The 26,595-nt window shown below is 46.7% G+C and carries 21 protein-coding genes and 1 tRNA gene; 16 read left to right on the top strand and 6 right to left on the bottom strand.

What is annotated here, in order from left to right; translation table 11 throughout:
- Nucleotides 1–76 (bottom strand) — tRNA-Lys (locus PAE54_RS09075).
- A gap of 450 nt (nucleotides 77–526) precedes the next feature.
- Complete coding sequence (locus tag PAE54_RS09070) at nucleotides 527–3,838, bottom strand: Rne/Rng family ribonuclease (protein WP_326519191.1); 3,312 nt, start codon at nucleotides 3,836–3,838, stop codon at nucleotides 527–529.
- A 743-nt stretch (nucleotides 3,839–4,581) separates the two neighbouring features.
- Here PAE54_RS09070 and PAE54_RS09065 point away from each other — a divergent pair.
- The 7 genes from PAE54_RS09065 to PAE54_RS09035 all read left to right on the top strand — a co-directional run bounded on the left by PAE54_RS09065 (nucleotide 4,582) and on the right by PAE54_RS09035 (nucleotide 12,236).
- Entirely contained in the window at nucleotides 4,582–5,517 is a 936-nt protein-coding gene (locus PAE54_RS09065; RefSeq protein ID WP_326519190.1) for an RluA family pseudouridine synthase, read from the top strand.
- Entirely contained in the window at nucleotides 5,514–6,185 is a 672-nt protein-coding gene (locus PAE54_RS09060) for an HAD-IA family hydrolase (protein ID WP_326519189.1), read from the top strand. The genes PAE54_RS09065 and PAE54_RS09060 overlap by 4 nt, the downstream gene beginning before the upstream one ends.
- A 466-nt stretch (nucleotides 6,186–6,651) precedes the next feature.
- Nucleotides 6,652–7,449: a 2-keto-4-pentenoate hydratase gene (locus tag PAE54_RS09055; protein WP_273777547.1), complete on the top strand. Its 798-nt coding sequence runs from the start codon at nucleotides 6,652–6,654 to the stop codon at nucleotides 7,447–7,449.
- 38 nt (nucleotides 7,450–7,487) lie between these two features.
- Nucleotides 7,488–8,384, top strand: coding sequence for an acetaldehyde dehydrogenase (acetylating) (locus PAE54_RS09050; protein ID WP_273777546.1), 897 nt, complete (start codon nucleotides 7,488–7,490; stop codon nucleotides 8,382–8,384).
- 12 nt (nucleotides 8,385–8,396) lie between these two features.
- Nucleotides 8,397–9,416, top strand: coding sequence for a 4-hydroxy-2-oxovalerate aldolase (gene dmpG / locus PAE54_RS09045; protein ID WP_273777545.1), 1,020 nt, complete (start codon nucleotides 8,397–8,399; stop codon nucleotides 9,414–9,416).
- Nucleotides 9,417–9,839: 423 nt separating this feature from the next.
- Entirely contained in the window at nucleotides 9,840–11,090 is a 1,251-nt protein-coding gene (locus PAE54_RS09040) for an OprD family outer membrane porin (RefSeq protein ID WP_326519188.1), read from the top strand.
- A gap of 285 nt (nucleotides 11,091–11,375) precedes the next feature.
- A complete protein-coding gene (locus tag PAE54_RS09035; protein WP_326519187.1) occupies nucleotides 11,376–12,236 on the top strand; it encodes an alpha/beta fold hydrolase in 861 nt (286 codons plus the stop codon).
- Between the two features lie 391 nt (nucleotides 12,237–12,627).
- On the opposite strand, the gene hcaR is transcribed toward PAE54_RS09035, so the two are convergent.
- Nucleotides 12,628–13,530, bottom strand: a complete 903-nt coding sequence (hcaR, locus tag PAE54_RS09030) for a DNA-binding transcriptional regulator HcaR (protein WP_273777542.1) — start codon at nucleotides 13,528–13,530, stop codon at nucleotides 12,628–12,630.
- 271 nt (nucleotides 13,531–13,801) lie between these two features.
- On the opposite strand from hcaR, the gene hcaE reads away from it, so the two are divergent.
- The 8 genes from hcaE to PAE54_RS08990 all read left to right on the top strand — a co-directional run bounded on the left by hcaE (nucleotide 13,802) and on the right by PAE54_RS08990 (nucleotide 20,525).
- Nucleotides 13,802–15,214, top strand: coding sequence for a 3-phenylpropionate/cinnamic acid dioxygenase subunit alpha (gene hcaE / locus PAE54_RS09025; RefSeq protein WP_326519186.1), 1,413 nt, complete (start codon nucleotides 13,802–13,804; stop codon nucleotides 15,212–15,214).
- The gene (gene hcaF / locus PAE54_RS09020; RefSeq protein WP_326519185.1) at nucleotides 15,211–15,771 is read left to right on the top strand and encodes a 3-phenylpropionate/cinnamic acid dioxygenase subunit beta; all 561 of its coding nucleotides are present in this window, start codon (nucleotides 15,211–15,213) and stop codon (nucleotides 15,769–15,771) included. The genes hcaE and hcaF overlap by 4 nt, the downstream gene beginning before the upstream one ends.
- On the top strand, nucleotides 15,771–16,097 hold the full coding sequence (hcaC, locus tag PAE54_RS09015; protein ID WP_273777539.1) for a 3-phenylpropionate/cinnamic acid dioxygenase ferredoxin subunit: 327 nt from the start codon (nucleotides 15,771–15,773) through the stop codon (nucleotides 16,095–16,097). Before hcaF ends, hcaC begins: the two co-directional genes overlap by 1 nt.
- Nucleotides 16,098–16,099: 2 nt before the next feature.
- A complete protein-coding gene (gene hcaB / locus PAE54_RS09010) occupies nucleotides 16,100–16,915 on the top strand; it encodes a 3-phenylpropionate-dihydrodiol/cinnamic acid-dihydrodiol dehydrogenase (protein WP_273777538.1) in 816 nt (271 codons plus the stop codon).
- 69 nt (nucleotides 16,916–16,984) lie between these two features.
- Nucleotides 16,985–17,941 (top strand): 3-carboxyethylcatechol 2,3-dioxygenase, encoded by a 957-nt coding sequence (locus tag PAE54_RS09005; RefSeq protein WP_326519184.1) that lies wholly within the window; start codon nucleotides 16,985–16,987, stop codon nucleotides 17,939–17,941.
- 15 nt (nucleotides 17,942–17,956) lie between these two features.
- Nucleotides 17,957–19,180, top strand: a complete 1,224-nt coding sequence (gene hcaD, locus PAE54_RS09000; protein WP_326519183.1) for a 3-phenylpropionate/cinnamic acid dioxygenase ferredoxin--NAD(+) reductase subunit — start codon at nucleotides 17,957–17,959, stop codon at nucleotides 19,178–19,180.
- Nucleotides 19,181–19,265: 85 nt separating this feature from the next.
- Entirely contained in the window at nucleotides 19,266–20,174 is a 909-nt protein-coding gene (locus tag PAE54_RS08995) for a DMT family transporter (protein ID WP_326519182.1), read from the top strand.
- 159 nt (nucleotides 20,175–20,333) lie between these two features.
- Nucleotides 20,334–20,525, top strand: coding sequence for a DUF7230 family protein (locus tag PAE54_RS08990; RefSeq protein WP_326519181.1), 192 nt, complete (start codon nucleotides 20,334–20,336; stop codon nucleotides 20,523–20,525).
- Nucleotides 20,526–20,528: 3 nt separating this feature from the next.
- On the opposite strand, the gene ptsP is transcribed toward PAE54_RS08990, so the two are convergent.
- Nucleotides 20,529–22,823: a phosphoenolpyruvate--protein phosphotransferase gene (ptsP, locus tag PAE54_RS08985; RefSeq protein ID WP_273777533.1), complete on the bottom strand. Its 2,295-nt coding sequence runs from the start codon at nucleotides 22,821–22,823 to the stop codon at nucleotides 20,529–20,531.
- 86 nt (nucleotides 22,824–22,909) lie between these two features.
- Entirely contained in the window at nucleotides 22,910–23,392 is a 483-nt protein-coding gene (locus PAE54_RS08980; RefSeq protein WP_273777532.1) for an RNA pyrophosphohydrolase, read from the bottom strand.
- Nucleotides 23,393–23,576: 184 nt separating this feature from the next.
- On the opposite strand from PAE54_RS08980, the gene PAE54_RS08975 reads away from it, so the two are divergent.
- Complete coding sequence (locus PAE54_RS08975) at nucleotides 23,577–24,227, top strand: HAD family hydrolase (protein WP_326519180.1); 651 nt, start codon at nucleotides 23,577–23,579, stop codon at nucleotides 24,225–24,227.
- A gap of 71 nt (nucleotides 24,228–24,298) precedes the next feature.
- Here PAE54_RS08975 and ovoA read toward each other — a convergent pair whose 3' ends face one another.
- The gene (gene ovoA, locus PAE54_RS08970; RefSeq protein WP_326519179.1) at nucleotides 24,299–26,482 is read right to left on the bottom strand and encodes a 5-histidylcysteine sulfoxide synthase; all 2,184 of its coding nucleotides are present in this window, start codon (nucleotides 26,480–26,482) and stop codon (nucleotides 24,299–24,301) included.
- Nucleotides 26,483–26,595 lie beyond the last annotated feature (113 nt).

Raw genomic sequence — 26,595 nt, 5'->3', positions numbered from 1 at the left:
TGGTGGGTCGTCCGCGACTCGAACGCGGGACCAACGGATTAAAAGTCCGCTGCTCTACCAACTGAGCTAACGACCCATCTCGTTTTGATGAAGCGTATTCTAGCAAGATCTTCAGTTAACACAAGCAAAAATTCAAAAACTTTCACCTGACTGTTTATAAAAAATGCGATTTTTACAGGTTGAGCTAAAAAATAAGCGAAAAATGGGGGCGATGCCTCATGTTTTTCAAACGCTTGTCAAAATTACCCGTAACCAAATTGGAAGCGAGAGACATTTTATCGGAGAAATTTCATGATGTTTGAGATGTTCTCGATCATTGATTTCCTATTTTTTAAAATCTAAAGGGTTTAGTTTACGACATCAACCCAGAATCGCGCTCAGGAATGGAAGGCGCAGTGATTTAAAAGCGTTGACTGCTTAATTCTGGTGAGCGGCTTGAGTTCATGAATCCTGAGAAAGATTAGACATCAAAAATGAGACATAAAAAAACCTAGCCATCAAGACTAGGTTTTTTTAGATCTACAGCTTATTCAGTGGTAGGATTAGCTTTTTTCGGTGGACGGCCACGTGGACGGCGCGGGCGAACCGGTTTGTCCTTGTCAGCAGCCTCTGCAGATGCAGCATCGTCGCTCTGCTCAGGCACGGCTACTTCTGCTGCCACTTCTGTACTTTCTGTGTCCAGTGTCAGTTGTTCAGTGGCTACAGGTACTTGCTCTACAAGCGCTGCAACTTCAACTTCCGGTGATGTATCGAGTGCTGGTTCAGCCACTTGAGCCGTACTTACACTTTCCACCACAGGTGCCGTATTTTCCGGCTCTACTACAGCGACTTCTGCAGGGGCAGCAAGAGTTTCCTCTTTTGCCTCTTCAGGCTGTGCAGCCTGTTTGGCTTGCTCTAGTGCTTGCTCAGCGGCAAGCTTGGCTAAACGGCGACGCTCACGCGGGTCGTTGGCTACACGTGGAGCAGGCGCCTGCGGTGGTGTGAGTGGGAGTACCGGAGCCGGCTCAGCTTCTGCTACAGCCTTACTTGGTAACTCGACATCACGCGTGACCGGCTTTTTCTCCTGCTCAACAGTAGCAGGTTGTTGCACGAGGCTATTTGCATATTGCTCAGTGAACTTCATCAAGGCACGGTTGAAGGTTGGCACTAAACCAAACTGCTCAATCAAGACCTTGCAGTCTTCACCGTAGACATGACGAATCAAGCTACCGATCGTATATTGCGCCAGTAAAGGCACTTGAGACGGGTTGAGCTTCGGTGCTGACTGTTGTGCTGCACGTTGCCCCTCACGCTGTTGGCGACGACGCATACGCGGATCGTTGCTGGCACGTTTTGGCTGCTGTTGTACTGCTGAAGTGGACTTTTCTTCTACAACAACAGGTGTTTCAGCGACTTCTGCTTCAACCACAGCGGGTACAACAGGCTCACTGATTGCTTCAACTGCGCTTGCAGCTGTTTCAACCACACTGGCTTCGGTTGCTGCAGTTGCTGCTAAAGTGACGATTTCACTTTTGGCTTGATCCACATTCACCACCAGAGCTGTTGGTAGGAATTCATCACGTGGCACATCGACAAGATCAACTTTGACCTGTTGCTGATCAACCACGACCGGTGCCGGTGCTGCTGGTTGTTCATTTAAAACGCTCTGGTCGCGATGACGGTTTGGTCGTTGTGGGCGTTGCTGCTGGTTACGGTCGCGACGTGGAACAGGTGCATCGGCGTTTTGGCTTTCAGCTACAGGCTCTGGCTGCTGGCGTTTTTGCTGACGTTTCTGTTCACGGATTTCCTGGCGCGACAGTTGTACAACTTCTTCGTGAACCTGAGTCGAGGTTTCTACAGCATTGTCACGTGGTTCGCGATTCTTGTCGCGGTTACTGCGTTTCTTGTTATGGCGTGGTTGCTGTGGACGATCTTCTTTCTCAATCGGTTCACGCACTTCTTGTTTGGCGACAACAGGTGCATTCGACAGGTAGACATTGCTGCTAGCGGGTGCTGTAGCGACAGCGACTTCTGCAGTGTGGTTAACCTGCCCAAACTGGCCACGGCTTACTGCGCCATTATTGACCATCTGTTCAATCGCAGCGGCTGCATTGTTGGCAGTACGTGCTTGATCGACGGTATGAGCCTGTTTTTGTACAAACAGGTTCTCTAGCCATGCACACGGGCTGGCTGATTTTTCTGCGACTGGCGCAGCGACCATCGCAGGAGTGGCTGGTGCTTGGGTTTTCTTATCGCCGTTTCTTCTTGGTTGTGCAGCTTGAACTGGAGCAGCAGCGGCTTCTGTTTCTTCTAAATGCCATTCAGAAGATTCATAACCCAGTTCTTTTTCACTTGAACGTGTGGCTTCCGTACGTTCGTAGCTGGTCGGTGCAAAGCCTTCCGGATTATAGGAAATTTCGTAGTGTGGTGTTTCCAAGTGTGGGTGAGGTAATACGGTCACACGCACTTTGGAGGTTTGTTCCAGGTAGACCAAACTATGGCGTTTTTCATTCAGCAAGAAGGCTGCAATTTCAACCGGCACTTCAACCTGAACTTCACCGTGACGTTCACGCAGTGCGATTTCTTCCACTTTACGCATGATCGAAAGGGAAAGAGAACGCAAGTCACGCACCATACCGGTACCATGACAGCGTGGACAGACATAACCTGTGGCTTCTTCAAGCGATGGGCGTAGACGCTGACGGCTCATTTCCATCAAGCCAAAACGTGATAACTGGCCAAATTGGATACGTGCACGGTCGCTTTGTGTTGCTTCACGCAGTTTTGCTTCAACCATACGCTGGTTGCGGTCTTTGGTCATGTCGATAAAATCGATCACCACTAGACCACCAATATCACGTAAACGTAGCTGGCGAGCAATTTCTTCCGCTGCTTCTAGGTTGGTTGAAAGCGCAGTTTCTTCGACGTCATGACCACGGGTCGATTTGGCTGAGTTGATGTCGATCGAAACCAATGCTTCGGTTTGGTCGATGACAATTGAGCCACCCGATGGCAATTTGACTTCACGTTCGTAAGCGGTCTGGATTTGGCTTTCAATCCCGAAATGAGCAAAAAGAGGTTCATTCAGGGTATAGGTTTTTAGCTTGTCGAGCTGGCGTGGCATCACGGCTTTCACGAAGTTGTAGGCTTCGTTATAAGCTTGCTCAGAGTCAATCAGGATTTCAGCAACATCATCACGCAGATAGTCACGGATTGCACGGGTCACAACACCGGCCTCCTGATGCACCAGCATTGGTGATGGACCCGAGCTAGCTGTGTTCTGGATTTGCGCCCATAAGTCGAGCAAATGTTGCAAATCCAGTTGCAATTCTTCTTGTGAACGGCCAATACCGGCAGTACGCACGATCACGCTCATACCACGTGGTACGTTAAGAGATGCCAGCATTTCTTTCAGTTCTTCACGTACAGAACCTGAAATCTGACGGCTGATACCACCGCCTTTCGGGTTGTTTGGCATGAGAACCAGATAACGGCCAGCAAGTGAAATGAAGGTTGAAAGCGCAGCACCTTTGTTGCCACGTTCTTCTTTTTCCACTTGAACCAACAATTCAGTGCCTTCAGTGATCAATTCACGAATGTTTGAAGTTTGGCGTGGGTCGGCCTGGAAGTAAGAGCTGGCAATTTCACGCATGGACAAGAAGCCCTGGCGATTGGCACCATATTCAACAAACACCGCTTCTAAAGACGGTTCTACACGGGTCACATGACCTTTGTAGATGTTGGATTTCTTTTGTTCACGGGTGCGGTTTTCGAGGTCGAAATCGTAAAGACGATGACCGGTAATGAGGGCAACGCGTACTTCTTCAGCATGTGTCGCATTGATCAACATACGTTTCATGGGTGTAACACCTAATAGTGACCCACATCAACAAGTCGCGAGAGATTGCCCGGCGAACATCGAACATAACGGATCAATGCTCAGATCTCAAATAAACCGATTGTGGTCTGAGCGTTTGTGACCGGCCAAAGGCAACGGTTTTGATTCTCGTATTGATGCTGGCAATACGCTTTAATCTTTAAACGATTAAAGTCTCCCGGGTGATTCACTGGCAAACTAGCGGTGTACTGGATGGAGAGCTTTCACTGTCACATCGCTGGAAGATCCTTCTTTAGAGGTCTTGATACGGAATGATCATCGTATCGCTGCTTGAGAGGTGCAGTTCCAAATACATCAACGCTTTAGCCTGAATACGACCTCAGGGTGCGACTGGTCTGATGTGTATCAGTTAACGTTTAAAAAGCCAACACAGTGTTGGCAACATATTTTTTTCAGCAAACTGATCTCTGTGCAAAAGCACAATTAAACGCAACAGTTTGCTGTTTTGCCGATATAATAAGCCTTCGGCGTCGGCATAATCCTTTAGGACCTTTCCGCGCGAGTAGAAGCGTCAATCCATGTTCGGCTGCAATCTAAGACTGCTTGGAACCTCTTGGCTTCCACTGAACGGCGGTATCCGTGCGCTGACTATATCAAACCTTGCATCATCTGCCTATGGGCTAAGCTTATGTTTCTTGTGAAACGAATAGCCTAAATGATCAATTTTTAATCGAATTTCGTGTTTTTGGGATCGAAGTAACTGTATGAATTCTACACAACAATGGCAAAGTGTCACTTGGTTTGACGTGGATGAGCATCAAGCGGGACAGCGTATTGATAACTTTCTGTTTAGCCGTCTCAAAGGCGTACCGAAAAGCCGGATTTACCGTTTGATCCGTGAAGGCCAGGTACGGGTGAATAAAAAGCGCATTAAGGCAGAAACCAAACTGGCGATTGGCGACCAGATCCGTGTCGCACCGATCCGCTATGAGCCAAAAGATGAAACCGCGGCACCGGTGTCAGATAAAGTGGCACAAGGTTTGTTGTCGCGCGTGGTGTATGAAGATGAAGGCCTGATGGTGGTCAATAAACCTTCAGGCATTGCTGTGCATGGTGGTAGTGGTGTTGCTTACGGTCTGATTGAAGGTTTGCGTGCGGCAACCGGGAAAAAATACCTGGAGCTGATTCACCGTATTGACCGGGATACTTCCGGTCTGGTGATGATCAGCAAAAAACGCAGTACCTTGAAACATTTGCAAGATTTACTGCGTGAACACAAGATTAAAAAAACCTATGCCGCGATTGTGAAAGGTCAGGTGAGTCTGGATCAACAGTTGATTGATGCACCTTTGCACCGCTATGAGCTGGCCAATGGCGAGCGTCGTGTTCGCGTATCGAAAGAAGGTAAAGACAGCAAGACCCAGTGGAATGTGGCAGAGCGTTTTATGCATGCAACATTGGTTTATGCATCACCGCTTTCCGGTCGTACCCATCAAATCCGTGTGCATGGTTTAAGTATTGGTCATCCTTTGGTGGGTGATGATAAATACGGTCATCAGACTGAATATAAAGGTCCGGCACCACGTCGCTTATGTCTGCATGCGATGCGTCTGGAGATCCCGGGTTATGCGCCGATTGAAGCGCCTTTACCTGAAGATATGCAAAGTCTAGTCGCCCAACTGCGAGCACAATCGAAATGAGTCAGAATGTAGAATTGGTGGTGTTTGATTGGGATGGCACGTTGTTTGATTCGGTAGGTCAGATTGTGGCCAGTTTGCAATATGCAGCGCAGCAGTTTGAGCAACCGCTAACCGATGAGGCGGCAAAAAGCATTATCGGTTTGGGCTTGCCGGAAGTGATGCAGATTCTGTTCCCACAGGTGCCACACTTGCAGCAGGAGATTTTGCAGGTGTATGCCGATCACTATGTGGCCAACTCAAAATCCGATGCTTGGTTTGATGGAATCGCTGGATTACTCTATGGTCTGAAAGAGCAGGGGTTGAAACTGGCAGTGGCTACAGGCAAAAGCCGTAAGGGACTTGACCGTGTCCTGAGCCAGACCAACAGCCATGACCTGTTCGACATTACCCGTGCAGCGAGCGAAACCCGATCCAAACCGCATCCGCTGATGCTGCAAGAAATTTTACAGTACACCGGTCTGCACAGTGCCCAAGCCATTATGGTCGGGGATACTTCTTATGACCTCGAAATGGCTCAGGCGATTGACATGCCACGAATAGGGGTCAGTTATGGCGTGCATAGCCGGGAAGTATTGCAGCAATTCGCCCCGATTGCGATTGTGGATGATGTCCCGGCGTTACAGCAGCAGTTATTCCAATCCGTTGCCAGTCTGGCTTTGGCGGAATAAAGCGATTAAGCAATATCCCCTTGATGGAAAATCATCGTGAGTTATAAGCTTTTTAGGTGATCTGGCTAGTGCCGGATCATTTCTCTATTTCCCTTCAGTAAAATAGATCTGTGTCGTCTTTTGGTCTTAGGTGCTTTAAATTAAAGCCATTGACAGTAAATGATCTGTTATGGTCCAAATGTGAAATACTGGCTAAATGCTTCTGGTTGTTTGATTTTGAGTCAAAATGTGCCAGAGAATTTATAGGTATTAGCTATTGTAAAAAATAAAATAAGTATTGGCATTCAAGGCCGGTTTTTTTCATCCTTAATCAGTTTATATAGATACACGTTTCCCCACGATGGTCCGGTGCAGTACAGCTGTACAGGTGGATCCAATCTGTCAGATCTTTTCTTGATGCTCTAGTGTAATCATGTCGCCATCTGGAACGGTATACGCTCGTTTTTTGCAGTTTAAGGAAACATTGATGTCGAATTCTGCTGTTGTTGAGTCAGTTGCTCAAGCCCTACGGGATGCTGAATTATCACAAACTGCGATTGCTCCAATCCGCCCGCAATTGGGTGGTGAAGGCGCAGATGTGGATATTGCTTACGCGGTTCAGGAAATCAATACCCAGCGCGCGCTGGCTGAAGGCCGTCGCCTGGTGGGTCGCAAAATTGGTCTGACTTCTAAAGTGGTTCAGGCGCAATTGGGTGTGGATCAACCGGACTTTGGCATGTTGTTTGCCGACATGGCCTATGGCGATGGAGAAGCCATTCCTGCCGGTTTATTGATTCAACCGAAAGTTGAAGCTGAAATCGCCCTGGTGATCAAATCTGATCTGACCAAAGACAAACATACTTATGCCGACATTATCAGCGCGACCGATTATGCGTTGCCAGCGATTGAAGTCGTGGATAGCCGGATTGAGAACTGGAAAATCAGCTTGATCGATACCGTGGCTGATAATGCGTCAAGTGCTGCCTTTGTTTTAGGTTCACGTCCAGTAAAACTGGAAAATCTGGATCTGGTGAACTGCAAAATGGTCATGACCCGTGGTGAAGAAGTGGTTTCACAAGGTGTCGGAAAAGCATGCCTAGCCAATCCATTGAATGCAGCCATTTGGCTGGCAGATGAAATGGTACGCCGCGGCCGTCCATTGTTGGCGGGTGACATTATTTTGACTGGTGCGCTTGGCCCAATGGTGGTGGCGCAACCGGGTGACGAATTCAAAGTGGAAATTGAAGGCTTTGGTTCAGTGACAGCTGCTTTTGCTGCGGAATAAGTCTGAATTTTACCAGAACGCTTTTAAGAGAATTGTTCATGAAAAAGATTAAATGTGCATTGATCGGACCGGGTAACATCGGTACAGACTTGCTGTATAAATTGCAACGCAGCGAGTTTTTGGAACCGGTTTGGATGGTGGGGATTGACCCAACTTCAGAAGGTTTGGCGCGTGCAGCGAAAATGGGCCTAAAAACCACAGCGGAAGGTGTGGATGGTTTATTGCCACACGTAATTGCCGATGACATCAAGATTGCGTTTGATGCAACTTCTGCTTATGTACATGCGGAAAACAGCCGCAAGCTAAATGAACTTGGCGTACAAATGATTGACTTGACGCCTGCAGCGATTGGCCCTTTCTGTGTACCGCCTGTCAACCTTGAAGCATTGCTTGAAGCGGGTGATTTGCCAAACGTAAATATGGTGACATGTGGCGGTCAGGCAACCATTCCAATGGTCGCTGCGATTTCACGTGTACAACCAGTGAATTATGGTGAAATCATCGCGACCGTATCGACCAAATCAGTGGGTCCGGGTACGCGTAAAAACATCGATGAATTTACCCGTACCACTGCAGGCGCGATCGAGAAAGTGGGTGGCGCTAAACAGGGTAAAGCCATCATCATCATTAACCCGGCTGAGCCACCATTGATCATGCGTGACACCGTGCACTGTCTGGTAGAAGGTGAGCCGGATCAGGCTGCGATCATTGCATCAGTCGACGCCATGATCAAAGAAGTACAGAAATATGTACCGGGTTACAAACTGGTGAATGGCCCAGTCTTTGATGGCAACCGTGTGTCGATCTTCCTTGAAGTGGAAGGTTTGGGTGACTTCCTGCCGAAATATGCCGGTAACCTGGACATCATGACTGCAGCCGCTGCACGTACCGCAGAAATGTTTGCAGAACGTTTACTCGAAACCGCTGAAGCTTAAAAGGAATACCACATGTCTAAGATTATTATTAATGATATGACCTTGCGTGATGGTATGCATCCAATGCGCCATCAAACCACACCAGAGCAAATGGTTGCGATTGCAACTGCCCTGGATGATGCCGGTGTTCCTTTAATTGAAGTCACCCATGGCGATGGTCTTGGCGGCAACTCAGTGAACTATGGTTTCGCTGCTGCTACCGATGAAGAATACCTGAAAGCCGTGATTCCAAACCTGAAACAGGCCAAAGTCTCTGCACTGTTATTGCCGGGTATCGGTACCGTTGACCATCTGAAAATGGCACATGATGTGGGTGTAGCGACGATTCGTGTTGCAACCCATTCAACTGAAGCGGACGTATCTGAACAGCACATTACCGCTGCACGTAAACTCGGTATGGATACCGTGGGCTTCCTGATGATGGCGCACATGGCTTCTCCAGAGAAACTACTCGAAGAAGCACAAAAAATGGTGTCTTACGGTGCAAACTGTATCTATGTGACGGATTCGGCAGGTTACATGTTGCCGCAAGATGTGACGGATCGTGTTGGTATCTTACGTGCAAACTTGCCTGCTGAAGTGGAAATCGGTTTCCATGGTCACCATAACTTAGGTATGGGCGTTGCCAACTCTGTTTCTGCAGTGACTGCAGGTGCTACACGTGTCGATTTGGCTTCTGCCGGTTTGGGTGCAGGTGCAGGCAATACGCCGCTTGAATTGTTCGTTGCGGTTGCCAATCGTATGCAGATTGAAACCGGTGTGGATTTATTCAAGGTTCAGGACGTGGCTGAAGACCTGATCATCCCAATGATGACGCATCAGATTCGTGCCGACCGTGATGCAGCGACATTAGGTTATGCGGGTGTGTATTCTTCATTCCTGTTATTCGCTAAACGTGCTGAAGCTAAATATGGCGTATCGGCACGTGAGATCCTGATGGAATTGGGCCGCCGTGGTACGGTTGGTGGTCAGGAAGACATGATTGAAGATTTGGCATTGACCATGGCAAAAGCTAAAGAATTGCAAGCCTAATCTAAGTGCAAACAATCTGATAAAAAGCACTCCTGAAAAGGGGTGCTTTTTTCTTTGAATTACGATTTTTTCATTTAAATTTAGTGACTTAATTAGTAGTTTTTTTTTATAACGAAGCTAAGTTCTGGCTATTAAAGCTTTAAATCTGATTTAAACTTAAAAACACTTAATGGAAGTCATAAAATGTGAAAACTATAGTGATTTTTTATAAAAATTAAGATTAAACAGTGCGTTGTAAATATTTTTTTAAAAAAAATAAAAAATTGTTATTGTTAAAAACACTTAGAAAATTCCTATAAAAAGAAAATCAGAGTTTCTCACTGGGGAATTGGCCAAATCTTCAGACTGTGGTCGGATTTTTTCAAGGACTTGAGTTGCGCATCATGTCGTCCTGTATTGTTTCAATCATTAGGGAATTTAGCGATGCGTCGTCACTCATTATGGATAGCAATGGTTTGCACTTCAGCCACGTTGGCAACAGCGGCTCATGCAGACTTCGTGAAAGACAGCAATGTGCAGTTAAAATTTAAGAATTTTTATTTAGACCGTCAATATGATGATGCGCCACAAAATAACTGGGGAAGCTGGTCACAAGCAGTAACATTGGATGCTAAATCGGGTTACGCAGAGATTGGTGATACGGGTATTCAGGTGGGTGCAGATCTTTTGGTTCAGCACGCTTTTAAACTGAATGGTCGCGATAAGAATCCAGACTGGGTCTTACCGCATGATGGTAAAGAATCAAAAGATAACTTTGGTAAGGTTGGTGCGACACTAAAGGCTAAAGTATCACAAACTGAATTAAAAGTCGGTGAATTACTACCCGTATCGCCAGTATTGGTGTTTGACCCATCACGTCAACTGCTTACTACTTATAGTGGTGCATGGCTTGAATCTAAAGAGATCAAAGATACCAAGCTGACTTTGGCGTATATTGATAAGATCAATAACCGCTATGACAATCAGTTCCGTGACTTAACCTTGTTTGCACCTGCTAAGGGCAAAAAGTATTATGATAATGGTGAAGCTTCTGATGGAATGTGGATTGCTGGGATTGATCACCAATTCACGCCAGAAATTGGTGGCAGCTACTGGTATGCAGATGTCAAAGACATCTATCAGCAGCATTATGTGGGTGCAAGCTACAAAACTAAGCTAGGTGAAAAAGCCAAGTTAGACAGCCATATCCGTTACTTTGATAACTCTGAGTCAGGTGACAAGCTGTATGGTGATATTGATAATCAGGCGTTGTCTGTAGGTGCTAAAGTCAATTATGGGGCGCATACATTTGGTGTGGGCTATCAACAAATGTTTGGTGACACAGCATTCCCTACAATTGGTGGATGGGTGCCACAGCCATATTTAGTGAACTGGTCTGTAGCCACCTTTACTAATGCCAAAGAAAAATCATGGAACGTATCTTATGGTTATGATTTTGCTAGACTTGGTTTGAAAGGTTTAAATGCAACAGCAATTTATTTTGAAGGAACTGATGCGGAAATTGCTGGTAAGAAGCAAGATGAAAATGAATTAAACCTCATCGTGAATTACACAGTACCAGAAGGTAAATTGAAAGGCTTAGGTTTCCAAGGTATGTATATTGATACCAACTACGACTGGAAATCAGATTTGAAAGAATATCGTGTAGCGACTACCTATACTTATAAATTCTAAGCCTATGTGTTGTGAAAAGAGCGGTCTTGATGACCGCTCTTTTTATATCTACGATAGTTTTGTCACTCAATGGCTGTTTATAATGATGTTTGATAAAAAATTATTTAAAAACAACTGTTTGTATTATCGTTTTTTTATTTAAAATCATCGTAATTTTGTATCAGTTTGCGGCTCCTGAACGGTTAATATGAGCAAGCATAAAAGTCGATTTATTCAATATTGGCCGGATACAAGCCCCGATTTTGCTGGGCTTTGAAGGCAGCATACGCTGTACGAGGAGCAAGTATGAGCACAGTTCAGATCCCTGACTATACAACGGATTCTTTTTTTGGTTTGGAAGACAAATGGCTTGAAACTGCAGAAGGCGAATTGACCCATTACCATGAAATTGGTGAAGGTACTCCAATTCTATTCTTGCATGGTTCAGGTACAGGTGTATCTGCAGCGGCAAACTGGTGGCTCAACCTGCCACAAATTGGTGAGCAGGCACGTTGTATCGCGATTGATTCGATTGGTTATGGCCAGACTGTGGTTGCTCCAGGCACACAATATGGTATTCGTGCCTGGGTAGACCATGCGATCCGTGTATTGGATGCTTTGAACATCGAAAAAACCTGGTTAGTGGGTAACTCACTCGGTGGTTGGTTGGCATTCCAGTTGGCCTTGGATTATCCAGAGCGTGTTTTAGGGATTGTTTCCATGGGTACAGGTGGTGCCAAGCAAACTGCGGCATTGAAAGCCCATGCGAATCCAGAATTGACCGTTGAAGGCATCAAGAAAACGCTTTCGATGTTTGTAGTCAACAAAGATTTGGTGACTGATGAATTGGTCAAAGTGCGTTTTGAAGCGGCAAAAAATGACTATGCATCTGATCGCTTGATGGAAGTGGTGGGTGCGCGTGACCGTGACCGTTTTGAGTTCCCGTTAGACTTTGAGAAAATGAAAGACATCACTGTACCTGTGTTATTGATTCATGGTGTACAGGATGTGGTGATTCCAGTATCGCGTACTTGGGATATCTTGAATACGGTTCCACATGCGGATGCGCACATCTTTAGCCAATGTGGTCACTGGTCGCAGGTTGAAAAAGCAGACGAATTTAACACCGTGATTAAAGAGTATTTAAAAGCGCGTGGCGTTGCTTAAACACGTGTTTTAAGACTTAAAAGGATGGCTTCGGTCATCCTTTTTTTATATAGATCATTCCGGACGAACGAATGCCGGATAGGCTGTAGTGAGCTCTTTGGATTTATCCAGAAAATGATGATGTGACCTAGGATGCTCAACCAGATTCAGCGCATAAAAATATCAATCTGGCCTTATTAGACTTAAGTTGTAGATCTGCGGGATTTATGTGCAAATTTTGCATCATTTCATCAAATTGAAAATTTCTTCATTTTGAAGAGCAGAGGATGATGGCTCAATTGAGCAATAACCTTGCAAAAAGTAGGGGATTAAACTCAAGAAAAACCCACCATTATTTTTTTGCTAAATAATGGTGGGCCATCGCTAGGAAAGGAATAGCACAAAGTAGCATTTACTCTGCGCGATTAATGTCCAAATAAAATACTTTGGTCAGCAGTTCCATAAATTTTTGTACCGCAACAGAATTGCTGTTCTTGCGATAGCTGACATACAGGTCGAGGAACGGCAGTTCAACATCTAGGGGACGGATGACCGTATTGTTCATGGTGAGCGGTGCAATATAACCTGGCAAAATGGTGCAGCCGAGACCGATCCCGATTGAATTGATATTGAACAGGATATTATCCGCTTTTTGCACGATATTGAATTCAATGCCATTATTTTTGGCAAAGTCTAAAATCGCATGATGCAGGGTGTGTGACTGTTCCGCTGCCGGAATAATAAAATCGATGCCATTTAAGGCTTTCACCGGAATACGCTCATACTTTGCCAAGGGATGATCTTTTGGCAAAATAAAAATCAGTGGTTCGCGTAATACAAACTGGCTTTCGATTTCTTCATTGTGAAAGTTGTGCCGGGTAAAGGTAATATCCAGCTCGCCTTTCTTCAGGGCACGCATTTGTTCGGAATTGTTCATACTGAGCAATTCGATTTTTAAATCCGAATTCTGTACTCGCAGATTGGGTAAAACATACGGAAAAATCTTCATCTCCGCCACAGGCACAAAGCCAATACGTAACAACTGTTCTTTGGCTTTAGAAACTTGGCGTGCCATGGCAACGGCTTTATCTGCCTGAGCCAGCGTTAGACGAGCTTGCTCTAAAAAAACCGCGCCTTCTTCCGTGAGTTCCACTTTGCGTTTGGTGCGATGCAGTAGCTTGACGCCCACATCCTCTTCGAGATCCTTAATCTGCTGGCTCAGCGAAGGTTGTGCAGTGTAAAGTTTCAATGCGGCCTTGCTGAAATTTAATTCTTCAGCGACCGTAATAAAGTAGCGCAGGTGGCGTAATTCCATAAGACTAATCCAAAAAATGTCTTACTATCATTTAGAGGGAGTATAATCTATAAACAACTATCGCGTGAAGATTATTCTGTCATTTAGAAAATAAATGAATCAATGTGAAGAGAGAGTGATTAAATATAGCCTTGTATGCTTAAAATAATTCATAAAAGATATTAATTAAAACAAAATAAATATTTCCCTAAAATCCGTGAAAAAATCATCATCCTGCTCAAGTTGAGTCACTTTACTTTGTGCTGTCTTAACGGTCACAGGAGAGCTTTTCATGAGTGGAAAAATTGATGTACGTGAAATCGATGCACTCGTCGATGCACAACATGGTCGCATTTCACCATCTATTTATACAGATCCAGATATCTACGAATTAGAACTAGAACGTGTTTTTGGCCGTACCTGGTTGTTCCTTTGTCATGAAAGCCAAATTCCAAAGGCTGGTGACTTTTTCAATACCTATATGGGTGAAGACCCGATTATTGTAGCACGTCAAAAAGATGGTTCAGTTAAAGCATTTTTGAACCAGTGCCGTCACCGTTCTATGCGTGTGAGCTACGCTGACTGCGGTAATACCCGTGCCTTTACTTGTCCATACCACGGTTGGTCTTATGGTATCGACGGTTCACTCAAAGACATCCCGTTAGAAAATGTTGCCTTCCCTCAAGGTGCATGCAAAGAGCAATGGGGTCTAGTAGAAGTTAACCGTGTTGAAAACTATAAAGGTTTGATCTTTGGTTGTTGGGCAGAAGATACCCCTGATTTACGCACCTATATGGGTGATATCGCTTGGTATCTGGATGCATTGATTGACCGTCGTGAAGGTGGTTCAGAAGTCATTGGCGGGATCCATAAATGGGAAATCAACTGTAACTGGAAATTCGCAGCAGAACAGTTTGCCTCAGACCAATACCATGCACCGTATTCACATGCTTCTGCAGTACAAGTGTTAGGTGGTAAACCGGGTGATGATTCATCAAAAGCACTGGGTGCAGCGCAAACTGCGCGTCCAGTTTGGGAAACCGTGAAAAACTGTGTGCAATATGGTCAACGTGGACATGGTTCAGGTTTCTTCTTGACCGAGAAGCCAGATGCTAACTTCTGGGTAGATGGTCAGGTTGCTGATTATTTCCGTGAGACGTATGAAGAAGCCAAAGAACGTTTGGGCGATATTCGCGCTTTACGTTTAGCGGGTCATAACACCATGTTCCCAACTTTATCTTGGCTCAATGGGATGACCACCATGCGTGTTTGGCATCCACGTGGTCCAGATAAAACTGAAGTTTGGGCATTCTGTATTACCGACAAAGCTGCACCACAGCACATTAAAGAAGCGATGGAGCTGAATGCTTGCCGCGCATTTGGTCCTGCAGGTTTTGCTGAAGCAGATGATGGCGAAAACTGGATTGAAATTCAGAAAGTTCTTCGTGGTTACAAAGCACGTAATAGCAAACTCATTATGGAAATGGGTATGGGCAATGAAAAGCTACGCGATGACGTGCCGGGTATTACCAACCATATTTTCTCAGAGACTGCAGCACGTAGTTTGTACAACCACTGGGCAAACTTGTTGATGCATGAAAAATGGGAAGATGTAGAAAAAGCGACAGCAGCCTATGAGCAAGAGCTTTTAGAGAAAGGTCGTTCAGCTGACGCTATGGCAGATGAGAAGGAGATTGCGAAATGAATCATGTCGTTGATGCAGTAAAACCACAACCAGCATGGCGTTCTATTAGCTTGGAACTCCACCATGACATTAGCCAGTTCTTATATGCTGAAGCACAACTGTTAGATGACTGGAAATTCCGTGACTGGCTCGATATTTTGGGTGAAGAGATGCTCTACACCCTTAAAACGGTGACCAATGCACAGACGCGTGACCGTCGTAAGAGTATCGCGCCTCCTTCAACCTGGATCTTCCACGATACGAAAGCGGTATTAGAGCGCCGTATTGCGAAGGTCGAAACCGGGATGTCATGGTCGGAAGAGCCTCCGTCACGTACCCGTCATCTGATTACCAATATTCGTGTCGAGCCAACAGAGCAGGCAGATGAATATGTAGTCCATAGCAACTACATGCTTTATCGCTCGCAAAAAGAAAAAGACGTATTGATTTATGTGGGGAAACGGGTTGATTTGATCCGTAAAAATGACGAGAGCCGTCTAGGTTGGACGATTGCCAAACGTGACATCACGCTCGATCAGGCAACTTTAACTTCCCACAACATTACGGTGTTTTTCTAATGCAAAAGATTTTTGTTTGCCAAGTTGACGAATTAGACGAAGGCGAAGCATTAAAAGTGGATTGCGGCGTAAACGGTATCGAAGCGCTTGCTGTATTTAATAATGGCGGTGAATTCTTCGCAATGAATGATAAGTGCAGCCATGGTAATGCATCGATGTCTGAAGGCTATCTTGAAGAAGATGGCACCGTTGAATGTCCATTACATGCTGCCCGTTTCTGTCTAAAAACTGGTCAAGCATTATGTTTACCAGCAACGGATCCAATTCAAACATTCCCTGTAGTGGTTGAAGATGGTGCGTTGTACGTCGAGATGGCAGGAGCGTAATCATGGGTTGGCTAGAAGGCGAAGTTGCCCTGATTACCGGTGGTGGTTCAGGTCTCGGTTGGGCTTTGGTGGAGCGCTTTCTTGAAGAAGGCGCACATGTGGGCGTGTTACAGCGCTCACAGTCAAAAGTCGATGCTCTGAAAGAACGTTTTGGTGATCGAATTGTGGCTGTCGCTGGTGATGTTGCCAACTATGCAGACAACGTCCGTGCCGTTCAGGCGACTGTGGAGCGTTTCGGGAAACTGGATTGCTTCATCGGCAATGCCGGGATCTGGGATCACTATGCCGATATCGTCAACACTTCGGGTGAGCAATTGGATAAAGCCTTTGATGAAATCATGGGCATTAATACTAAGGCGCTCATCCTGGGTGCAAAGGCGGCTTTGGATGCATTGATAGCTTCTGAAGGTTCTATCATATTTACTTTGTCTAATTCCGCGCTGTACTCAGCCGGTGGAGGCCCCGTATATACAGCATCCAAGCATGCGGGTGTCGGGATTATGAAAGAACTGGCCTATGAACTTGCACCTAAAGTACGAGTGAACGCGGTTGCCCCATCGGGTATGAATGTGAACATCAAAGGCGCTGCGTCCTTGGGTCAGGAAAATCTTGGCCTGTTGGATGCGCGTGATCCTGAAAAGATCGCACGCGGTATGCCGCTGAACTTCTTACCCGAACCTGAAGAAATGACTGGTTCCTATGTGTTACTGGCTTCTCGCCAAAATAACCGTCCTTTGACTGGTGTTCTGATTAATGCGGAATGTGGTCTGGGTATTCGAGGCCTACGTCAGCCTCGTGCCGGTTTCTTTGACGAGTAAGCAACGCCTTTAACATTGAAAGGACTATCCTCGGCAGCCTTTGGGCTGCCTTCCGTTTAGGAGTCACCTATGGCCGTTAAACTTATTTGTGCATCGCACAGCCCTCTGATGGAATTTGCCTCACCGCAAGATTCTGCCCAAGAACAAAAAGTGCGTGAAGCTTTCAAAAAATTGTCTGCAGAAGTCAAAGCATTTGATCCGACACTGATCATTACCTTTGGTCCAGACCATTTCAATGGTTTCTTCTACGACCTGATGCCAAGTTTCTGCGTGGGCATTCGTGCGACTGCGGCAGGGGACTGGGATTATGGTCCGGGCGAATTGAATGTGCCGGAACAAACTGCTTTGGCAATGGTTCGTCGTGTACTGGATGAAGGTGTGGATACTGCCTATTCTTACCGCATGCAGGCCGACCATGGCGTGACTCAACCTTTGCACTTCTTGTGTGATGGTCAATTGGATCGTTATCCAACCATTCCAGTGTTCATCAATGGTGCCGCTGCGCCAATGCCAACCACCAAGCGTACCATCGCATTAGGTCGTGCCGTCGGTCAGTTCATCAAGTCACTGAACCTGGAAAACGAGCGCGTTCTGGTATTGGGTACCGGCGGTTTATCACATGATCCACCAACGCCACAAATGGGTTCAGTACCGCCGGAAGTGGAAGAATTCCTGATCTGTGGTCGTAACCCAACCCCTGAAGCACGTACTGCACGTCAGGCCAAAGTGATTGCGGTCGGTCAAAAGCTGGCAGCGGGTGATACATCAGTGTCTGTACCGTTGAATCCAGAGTGGGATATCGCATTGCTGGAAAAATTCAAGAATGCCGACTTTGCGGCACTTGAAGCCATGACCGAAGCTGAAATCCGTCGTGATGGCGGTCGTGGTGGCCAGGAAGTTCGTGCCTGGATGGCAGCATTTGCCGCACTCGATGAGCTTGGGGCTTACGAAATGACGACCCATTGCTACGAAGCGATCAGTGAATGGATCGCGGGCTTTGGTATCGTTTCTGCTGAACTGAAGTAATAAGGATTTAAGCAAATGAGCGTTTCAACCATCGTAATCGTTGGTGCTGGTCAAGCTGGTGCAAGTGCGATTCTAGAGCTTCGCGCTAACAAATACGAAGGTAAAATCATTTTGGTAGGTGATGAAAATCACCTGCCATATGAACGTCCACCTTTGTCAAAAGACGTGATTTTAAAACCTTCCGAGACCAAGATCGAAATTTTATCTGCAGAGAAATTGGCGGATCTTGGCGTTGAGGTCATCACAGGTAATGGCGTTGAGCAAATCAACGCAGAACAACACAACATCGTGCTGAAAGATGGCACGGTTGTGGCCTATGACAAATTATTGCTGGCGACAGGTGGTGCGGCGCGCCGTTTACCAGAACTTGATGCTTTGGGTAAACACGTTTATACCTTGCGCAATTTGGAAGATTCTCAAGCCCTCGTTCCGGTGTTACAACCGGGCAAACGCATCATCCTCGTGGGTGGTGGCGTGATCGGCTTGGAGCTGGCATCTAGTGCACGTTATAAAGAGTGCCAGGTTACTGTTCTGGAACAGGGCCCGATGGTGATGGGTCGCAGTTCACCAAGTATCTTGAGTGAATTCCTGTTGGCACAGCACCGTGCACGTGGCATCGACGTTCGTTTGTCAACCAAATTGCAAAAAGCAGAACTGCGCGGTGAAGAAGTGGTGATCACTTTGGACAGCGGTGAAGCGCTGGTAGCGGATGCGGTGATTTATGGCATCGGCATTGTGCCAAACGCTCAGCTTGCCGTTGCAGCCGGTCTTGATGTGGATTGTGCAGTGAAAGTGAATGAAAACTGCCAGACTTCAAATCCGGACATTTATGCGGCGGGTGATGTGGCAACTCAGTTACGTGAAGATGGTCAATACCGTCGTATCGAAACTTGGGAAAATGCCAACAATCAGGCAGGTGTGTTTGCACGTCATGTAATGGGTGTTGAACAGCCAAAAGCTAATCCAGCTTGGTTCTGGACCGATCAACTTGACATCAACTTCCAGTTTGTTGGCGATATGGCAGCAGCAGAATGGCACGTTCGTGGTGAGATGGATGTTGCACAGGGTTCTGCTGCTTCATTTGTATTGTTCGGTGTGACCGATGGCGTGATTGTTGCCGGTATTACCGTAAATTCTGCTAAAGACATGCGTCATTTGAAAAAAATGGTTGCCAAGGCAGCAGCATTTGAAGTGGAAAAGCATTTGGATTTAGGTTTGGATTTGCGTAAAGCCGCTTAAACTGCTTCAATCTATTCCTGAACAGACCTATAGCCTCGCGTTATAGGTCTGTTTTTTATTCGGTCTCGTTTTCCATAGTATTTTTATGCAATCAACTTCTCCTTCCGTGCTGTTTACCTCTTCTATTTATGCCTTGTTAGTATTGATCTGGGCGACCACTCCCTTGGCGATTGTCTGGAGTGTGGCGGAAGTGCATGCTATGTGGGTGCTGATCATCCGTTATTTCGGTGCCTCTTTATTGGCTTTGCTAATCCTGAAGCTGCTGCGTGAGCCTTTGCCGTTTGACCGGATTTCCCTGAAAAGTTATCTGGCGGGCAGCCTGAACCTGATTGGTGCCCAGTTATTTATTTATCTGGCCGCCAGTTATTTGACTTCGGGCTTGATGGCATTGATGTTCGGCTTTTCACCGCTAGTGGCCGGACTGATGGGACATTTGATATTGAAAACCCAAAAGCTGGTGGCGCTGCAATGGTTGGGCATGCTGGTGGCGGTGTCCGGGCTGAGTTTTGTCTTTGCCGATTCGGCGGACAGTCGGGTTAATCCGCTGGGAATTGTGCTGATGCTGATCAGCATGGTGTCGTATATCAGCTCGATTTTCTGGGTGAAACAGATCAATGCGCCATTAAGCCCGATGATGCAATCGACCGGTTCATTGATGGTTTCGGCACTCGGTTCCTGCCTGCTGATCCCGTTTGTCTATCAGCACTTGCCAACTGAAATGCCGGGCATGAAAACCCTCATCGGTTTTCTGTTTACCATGGTCATGTCGTCGATTGTGGCCATGCTGTGCTATTTCTGGCTGATCAAACGTCTCAATGCATCCACGGTATCCCTGAGCAACGTGATGACCCCTCTGATTGCACTGGTACTTGGCGCGCTGTTAAACCAGGAAAAAATCACCTCAGGTGCCTTTATCGGCATTAGTATCGTTATGCTCGGCATCGTGATGTATTTCTGGAAGGACTGGAAACGACAATATTTTAACCGCTGCTGATTTGATCTTTGCAGGAAGTATGGATCGGAGCAGCTCATCCAAGAGCGAATTTTTTGTAAAAATTGCCTTCAGATGCTTTAAAATTCAGCAGCCGAGCGCATATTGAATTCAGCAATCCTGCTTTATCAATACGCTTGCTGATTGAGGAGAAACTGAGAGATGGCAAAACGTCAGTCCGTTGGGCCGCAACCGCTTCCGAATTTTGTCGCAAAACACATGCATGAAGTCCAGCGCAGTCAGGTCTTTGTGGATCGCAAGAAAAACCTGAAACGTGGTTATGAGAAACATAAAAAAGGGCGAGATTCCATGGAAGATCGCCCTTTTTTATGCGCCGTCATTTCATCTTGCTAAGGTTTAGGCATTGACCAGACGTGAGGTCTTCACCATGTCACCCAAGCCATGGGTTTTAAAGTAATACTCAATCCAGCTCTTCACAATCAGTGGATTATTCATCGTTAAGGCATGGTCTAGCAGTTGTTTGGCATCACTCATCGGGACATGGCAGATGGCTTTACGCACCCGCAGAATGTTGCTCGAACTCATTGATAGGGTATTGAAACCCATCGCCATCAATAAAACTGCTGACAATGGATCACCGGCCATTTCCCCACAGATACTGATTGGTTTTTGATACTTGTGACATTCGCCGACCAGACGTTGCAAGGCACGTAATACCGACGGATGGAAATGCGAGTAGACGTTGGCCACACGCGGATTGTTACGGTCTACCGCGAGTAAATATTGTGTCAGGTCATTGGAACCGACCGAGAAGAAATCTACCAGTTGGGCAAATTCATCAATCTGCAGCAAGACGCTCGGAACTTCAACCATGATGCCGAGTTTCGGTTTATTAATCTTGACCTGTTCTTCTTCCTGTACCGCATGCCAGTCTCGATCCAGCAAATACAGTACTTCTTCAACTTCACTGACACTAGTCACCATCGGCAACAAAATATGCAGATTGTTCAGGCCAATACTGGCTTTTAGCATGGCACGAATCTGTGAGGAAAAAATTTCCGGATGATCTAGGGTAAAGCGTAGACCACGCCAGCCCAAGGCCGAGTTTTCTTCCTCAATCGAGAAGTAGGGCAAATCTTTATCCGCGCCAATGTCCAAGGTACGCATCACCACCGGTTTATTGGCAAAGTGACTGAGCTGCTGCCGATAGATGGCACGTTGTTCTTCTTCACCCGGAAAGCGATCGCGCAGCATGAACGGAATTTCTGAGCGATACAACCCGACGCCTTTGGCCCCGCGCTGTACGCCACGCACCACATCAATCATCAAGCCAGTATTAACGTACAGTTGTACCGCTACACCATCCGGCGTGATCGCATCTTTACTTTCGTATTGTTTCAGATCTTTGGCGATCTGTTCTTCTTCTTTTTGGATCTCTTTATATCGCTGACGCAAACGCCGTGGTGGATTGACAAATACACGCCCCTGATAGGCATCGACAATCATTTCCGCATCATCCAGGGTGTTCACAGGAAGTTCCGTTACACCCACTACGGTTGGAATCCCCAAGGCACGTGCCACAATGACCATATGCGAGTTGGCTGCCCCTTCTGAGGTTACAATCGCGGCAATTTTATCCACTGGTAATTCGACCAGCGCAGCAGTACTGATTTCATCACCAATCAGGATACTGTCCACACTGAGTTCGCGATGGCTGGCATCGGCTTCTTGTAAATAGGCCAGAATGCGACGTCCCAGATCTTTTAAATCCGAGACCCGTTCACGCAGATAGTCATCTTCCATTTGCGCAAACAGAGCAATATGTTTGTCGATGACGCGGCGCACCGCACCTTGTGCCCAGTTGCCTGCACGAATCAGTTCTTTGATTTCACATGGTAGTGCATTTTCATCCAGCATGCGCAAGAACACGCTGAACAGGGCACGCTCTTCAGACATCAAAGAGTCTTGCATTTTGTCATCTAAGGAAGCGATTTCTTCGCGTACGGATTCGACTGCATGATCGAGCAATTCAAGCTCTTCGCTGATGTCATCGGCTTCACGGTCGGGAACCGCTGCCAAATCGGCAGGGGGATACAGCACCATGGCACGACCGAGGGCAATACCACCGGCACCGGAAACACCCTGGAAGGTTTTGTACAGGGGAGAGCTGCTCGGTTTACGGAATACGTCAATATTACCCACAGCATGGGCATGGGCAATTACGCCAGAGAGCTGGGCACACAATGTCACCAGGAAAGATTCAGCCGCTTCACTGAAATCTTGCGGCTCTTTCTTCTGCACGACCAGCACGCCCATCACCTTACGGCGATACATCACCGGGACACCGAGGAAGGAATTATAAATTTCCTCACCGGTTTCCGGTAAATACAGGAAGCGTTCATGTTTTGGCGCATTGTCGAGGTTGACAATTTCTTCACGCTGACCCACTAGGCCGACCAGACCTTCACCGACCTGTAACGAAACATTGCCGACAGATTCCGGATTCAGACCTTTTGATGCCATCAGCAGATAGCGCTGGTTGCGTTCATCCAGCAGATAAATGGAGCACACATCAACTTTCATAGCTTCCGCCACCTGGTTGACCATAATGTCGAGAGATTCATGCAAACTCACCGAAGCATTGATCTCTTGGACAATGCGTCTGAGGGTGTCTAGTTGCATATTCGACATCGAAGCGCGCTCCAATTTTTACCTATTCTTTATACTGTAGTTATAGCAGCAGTTGTTTTAAAAAGCATTCACCAAAGTGATGATTCTTAATATGATTGCTGCGGTAACTGCATACAGAGTTCCATCATGGCGCGGCGGTAAACATCACGTTTAAAATTGACCACCTGGCCCAGTGGATACCAGTAACTGACCCATTGCCACTGGTCGAATTCAGGCGGATCGGCCAGATCCAGCTGAATATGACCCACTGAGGCGGTCAGCTTCAATAAAAACCATTTCTGTTTTTGTCCAATACATACCGGATCTGAATCAGAGCGGATATATCGATGCGGCAAACGATAGCGCAACCAGCCTTTGGTTTGCGCAATGATTTGGACATGTTCGGGCAACAAGCCGACTTCTTCTCTCAGTTCACGGTAAAGTGCCTGTTCAGGGGTTTCTCCATACTGGATACCTCCTTGTGGAAATTGCCAAGCATTGTGACCAATGCGTTTTGCCCATAAAACCTGTCCGTCATCGTTTGCCAAAATGATCCCGACGTTGGGTCGGAAACCTTCGGAGTCGATCATCTGGCTACCTAAAATTTATCTATTTCGTTGACTTTGAAATCGGGGAGAACCAATATCTGTCTCCAGCTCGAAAAAGATCAAAGTAAAATGTGAAAAAATTGCTATGATCTTAACGAATTTCTATCGACTAGCGGAGATAGATTTACATTTTTTTTCTTTATTTTCAGTTTGTACGAGAATTTTCATGAAATTGGCTTTGTTTGATTTAGATCATACCCTGTTAAATACCGATTCCGACCATTCTTGGGGTGAGTTTCTGGTCAGCGAAGGTTTGGTCGATCCGGTTCGACACCGTCAAATCAATGACCAGTTTTATGAAGACTACAAAGCCGGTCAGCTGAATCCGTATGCCTATAACGAATTTGTTTTCCAGTTTCTCACCCAGCATGACAATGATTATCTGACCGATTTGCACAGCCAGTTCATGCAAAAAGTGATTCGTCCCAAAATGCGTCCGAAAGGCTTTGCAGCGATTCAAAAACATAAAGATTTAGGCCATGAGATTGTCGGTATTACAGCAACCTCAGACTTTATTACCGCACCGATTTTCCGTGAATTCGGCATCAGTGAAATTATTGCCACCAATGCGGAAGTGATTGATGGTCAATATACGGGCAAGGTTGCGGGTCTTGCCTGTTATCAAAAAGGTAAGCTGGACCGTTTAGACCAGTGGCTCGAAGGTCGTCAGGTTTGTGAATCTTGGGCCTACTCCGATTCAATTAATGACCGTTTCTTGCTAGAACATGCCACGCATGCGATTGCCGTGAATCCTGATGAACAGCTGGCACAACTGGCGCAGCAGCAGGGTTGGGAAATTCAGGACTGGTCGATCTAATCAGCCTTAAGGGTCAGTACAGTCAGTAAAAACGGTGCCGAGGCACCGTTTTTTATTGCTTGAAGTTCTATTTAAGCAATACGTTGCCAAAAGGTGACTTGTGCCAAGGTGTGCTGAAATTTGCGTTGGGTTTCCCGAATCACAAAGGGCAGCTCTTGTGGTTCGGCCATTAAACGGAAATGCGGTGTCAGTAAAAGCTTGAGCCCGTCGAGGGTGGTCAGGCTTTCCCCATCTTTTTTAAAGCCACCGATCCATTCACTGCGTGCGGTGTGTTCGTCCAGCCAGGTATATGGTGAGGTCAGCATCAGTACACCACCCAGATTCAGACGCTCATGAATGTTGCTCAAGAACTGTGCCGGGTGATGCAGACGGTCAATGAGATTGGCAGCCAGAATCAAGTCATAACCCCGGAAGATGGCTTTTAGATTGCAGGCGTCCCCCTGATAGAACTGCACTTTATCCCGAATGTCGAACAGGCCGTAATCTTGTAAATGACAGGCCTTGTACTCGACCAGTTCACCTTCGGTCGGGATGGTGTAATGCAGGGTTTCTCCTTGGGCTAGCCGCACGCCGTTCTGGATAAAGCGTGCAGAAAAATCGATTCCTACCACTTCATCAAAGCTGCGTGCCAATTCAAAACTGGCCCGTCCGGTGGCACAGCCGAGATCCAGCGCTTTGCGTTTTGGTTGATCCTTCAGCATGTCGAGCGCTAACTGCACCACACGCTGGGCAAAATTGGCCACGCCAAAATATTCAGACCCGTACTGAAATTCCAGATATTCCGACACCAGTTTGTCAGTTTCATATTGCGACACCATCGGTTGCAGTTCCTGATTAGACACAACATAACGAAAACCGGCATGCTGGAAAAAATGCCGGCGGAAGGCATAACGTGAGGAGGCTTGGGCTTCATTACCACAGGAAATCCAGGAACCTCCCTTGATCAGATTATGCCGTCCATCGAAAGTCGGGGTACTAAAGTCATCATAGATTGGATGCACCACAAAACCGGAAAACGGATAAATTGGGGTTTCCGTCCATTGCCAGACATTGCCCTGCACATCGAAGAATTCACCGTGCTGGAACTGATTGACGGGACAGGATGAGGCACCATAGTTCAGTTGAATATTCGCCTGTTGGCTGAGGTCAATCGCGTTTAGGCCGGAAACGGTATAGAGCCGATACCATTCATCTTCAGTAGGTAAGCGCACCTTCTGTCCGGTTTGCTGGGCTTGCCAATTGCAGAACGCCTTGGCTTCATGGTAGTTCACCTCGACCGGCCAGTCCCAGGGCATCGGGACTTCTTCAATCATCAGACGTAGATACCATCCATCTTGTCGTTGCCGCCAGAACGTCGGATACATCGCTTGACTATATTCACGCCATTGCCAGCCTTCCGTTTCCCAATACTCGGCAGTGCTATAGCCCTGATCCTCCACAAAAGCGCGATATTCCTGATTGCTGACCAGATAACGGCTGGCCATAAAGGCATTCACCGTGCTGTGATGCTGTCCATACTCATTGTCCCAACCGTAGATCGTGTCCTTATGGGTTTTCTGCAGGCGTACTTCACCCGCAGGAACACTCAACAGTTCATTCGCGGGAGCTGTTTGACTCAAATGATTCGGCTGCCACTGCGGATGGGGTTTGACGTAGTGCAATGCATGCTGGCGAATCAGCACCGAAGAGGTTTCCAGATGAATCCGTTCATGTTCAATACCCATTAAAATTGCCCACCACGGATGCTGCCAGTCAATGGGCAGTACCAACGGGGTATGCTCAATAATGCCCAATACGATCACCTTAACCTGATCCCGGTAGGCTTTAACCTCCGCAGGTGTCGGCCAGTCATAATGGCTGTCATCCAGATCATCCCAGCTCATCTCATCCACACCGACCGCAAAAATCGATTCAAAATGTGGATTCACCCGTTGCGTAATCAGCTTGCTTAACAGCAGTTTATTGATCAAAAAGGTTGCAGTATGGCCATAATAAAAAATCAGAGGATGGCGTAGGGAAATCGGTTTGTGGTAGAAGGCTGCATCACCGTTTAGACATTCAAACAATGATTCATAACATTCAAAGGTATGTAAGAAATCCTGACGTAAACGCTGGCGCATCTGCTCAGGATCGCTGAGATTCAAGCTTGGGCTGGGCGAAAATGCATGTGCAGACCGGATGAGTGCATTTTCTGTTGGGGATGTGGGCGCATTTAGATTGTTATTGTCATAAAGTGGGGAAGCGCTATGTGACATCACTCTGCTCCTTGAAGGTGTAAAAGTGGATGTAGCTCCGTGCTTAAAATGCCACGGTTTTCTTTCCAACTTACGCCAAATTTTCCCCAGATGTTTTATGATTCGGTAACAAC

The sequence above is a fragment of the Acinetobacter minutum genome (assembly GCF_035916735.1).
Classification (GTDB): domain Bacteria; phylum Pseudomonadota; class Gammaproteobacteria; order Pseudomonadales; family Moraxellaceae; genus Acinetobacter.
This window is presented reverse-complemented; position numbering and strand designations above follow the sequence as displayed.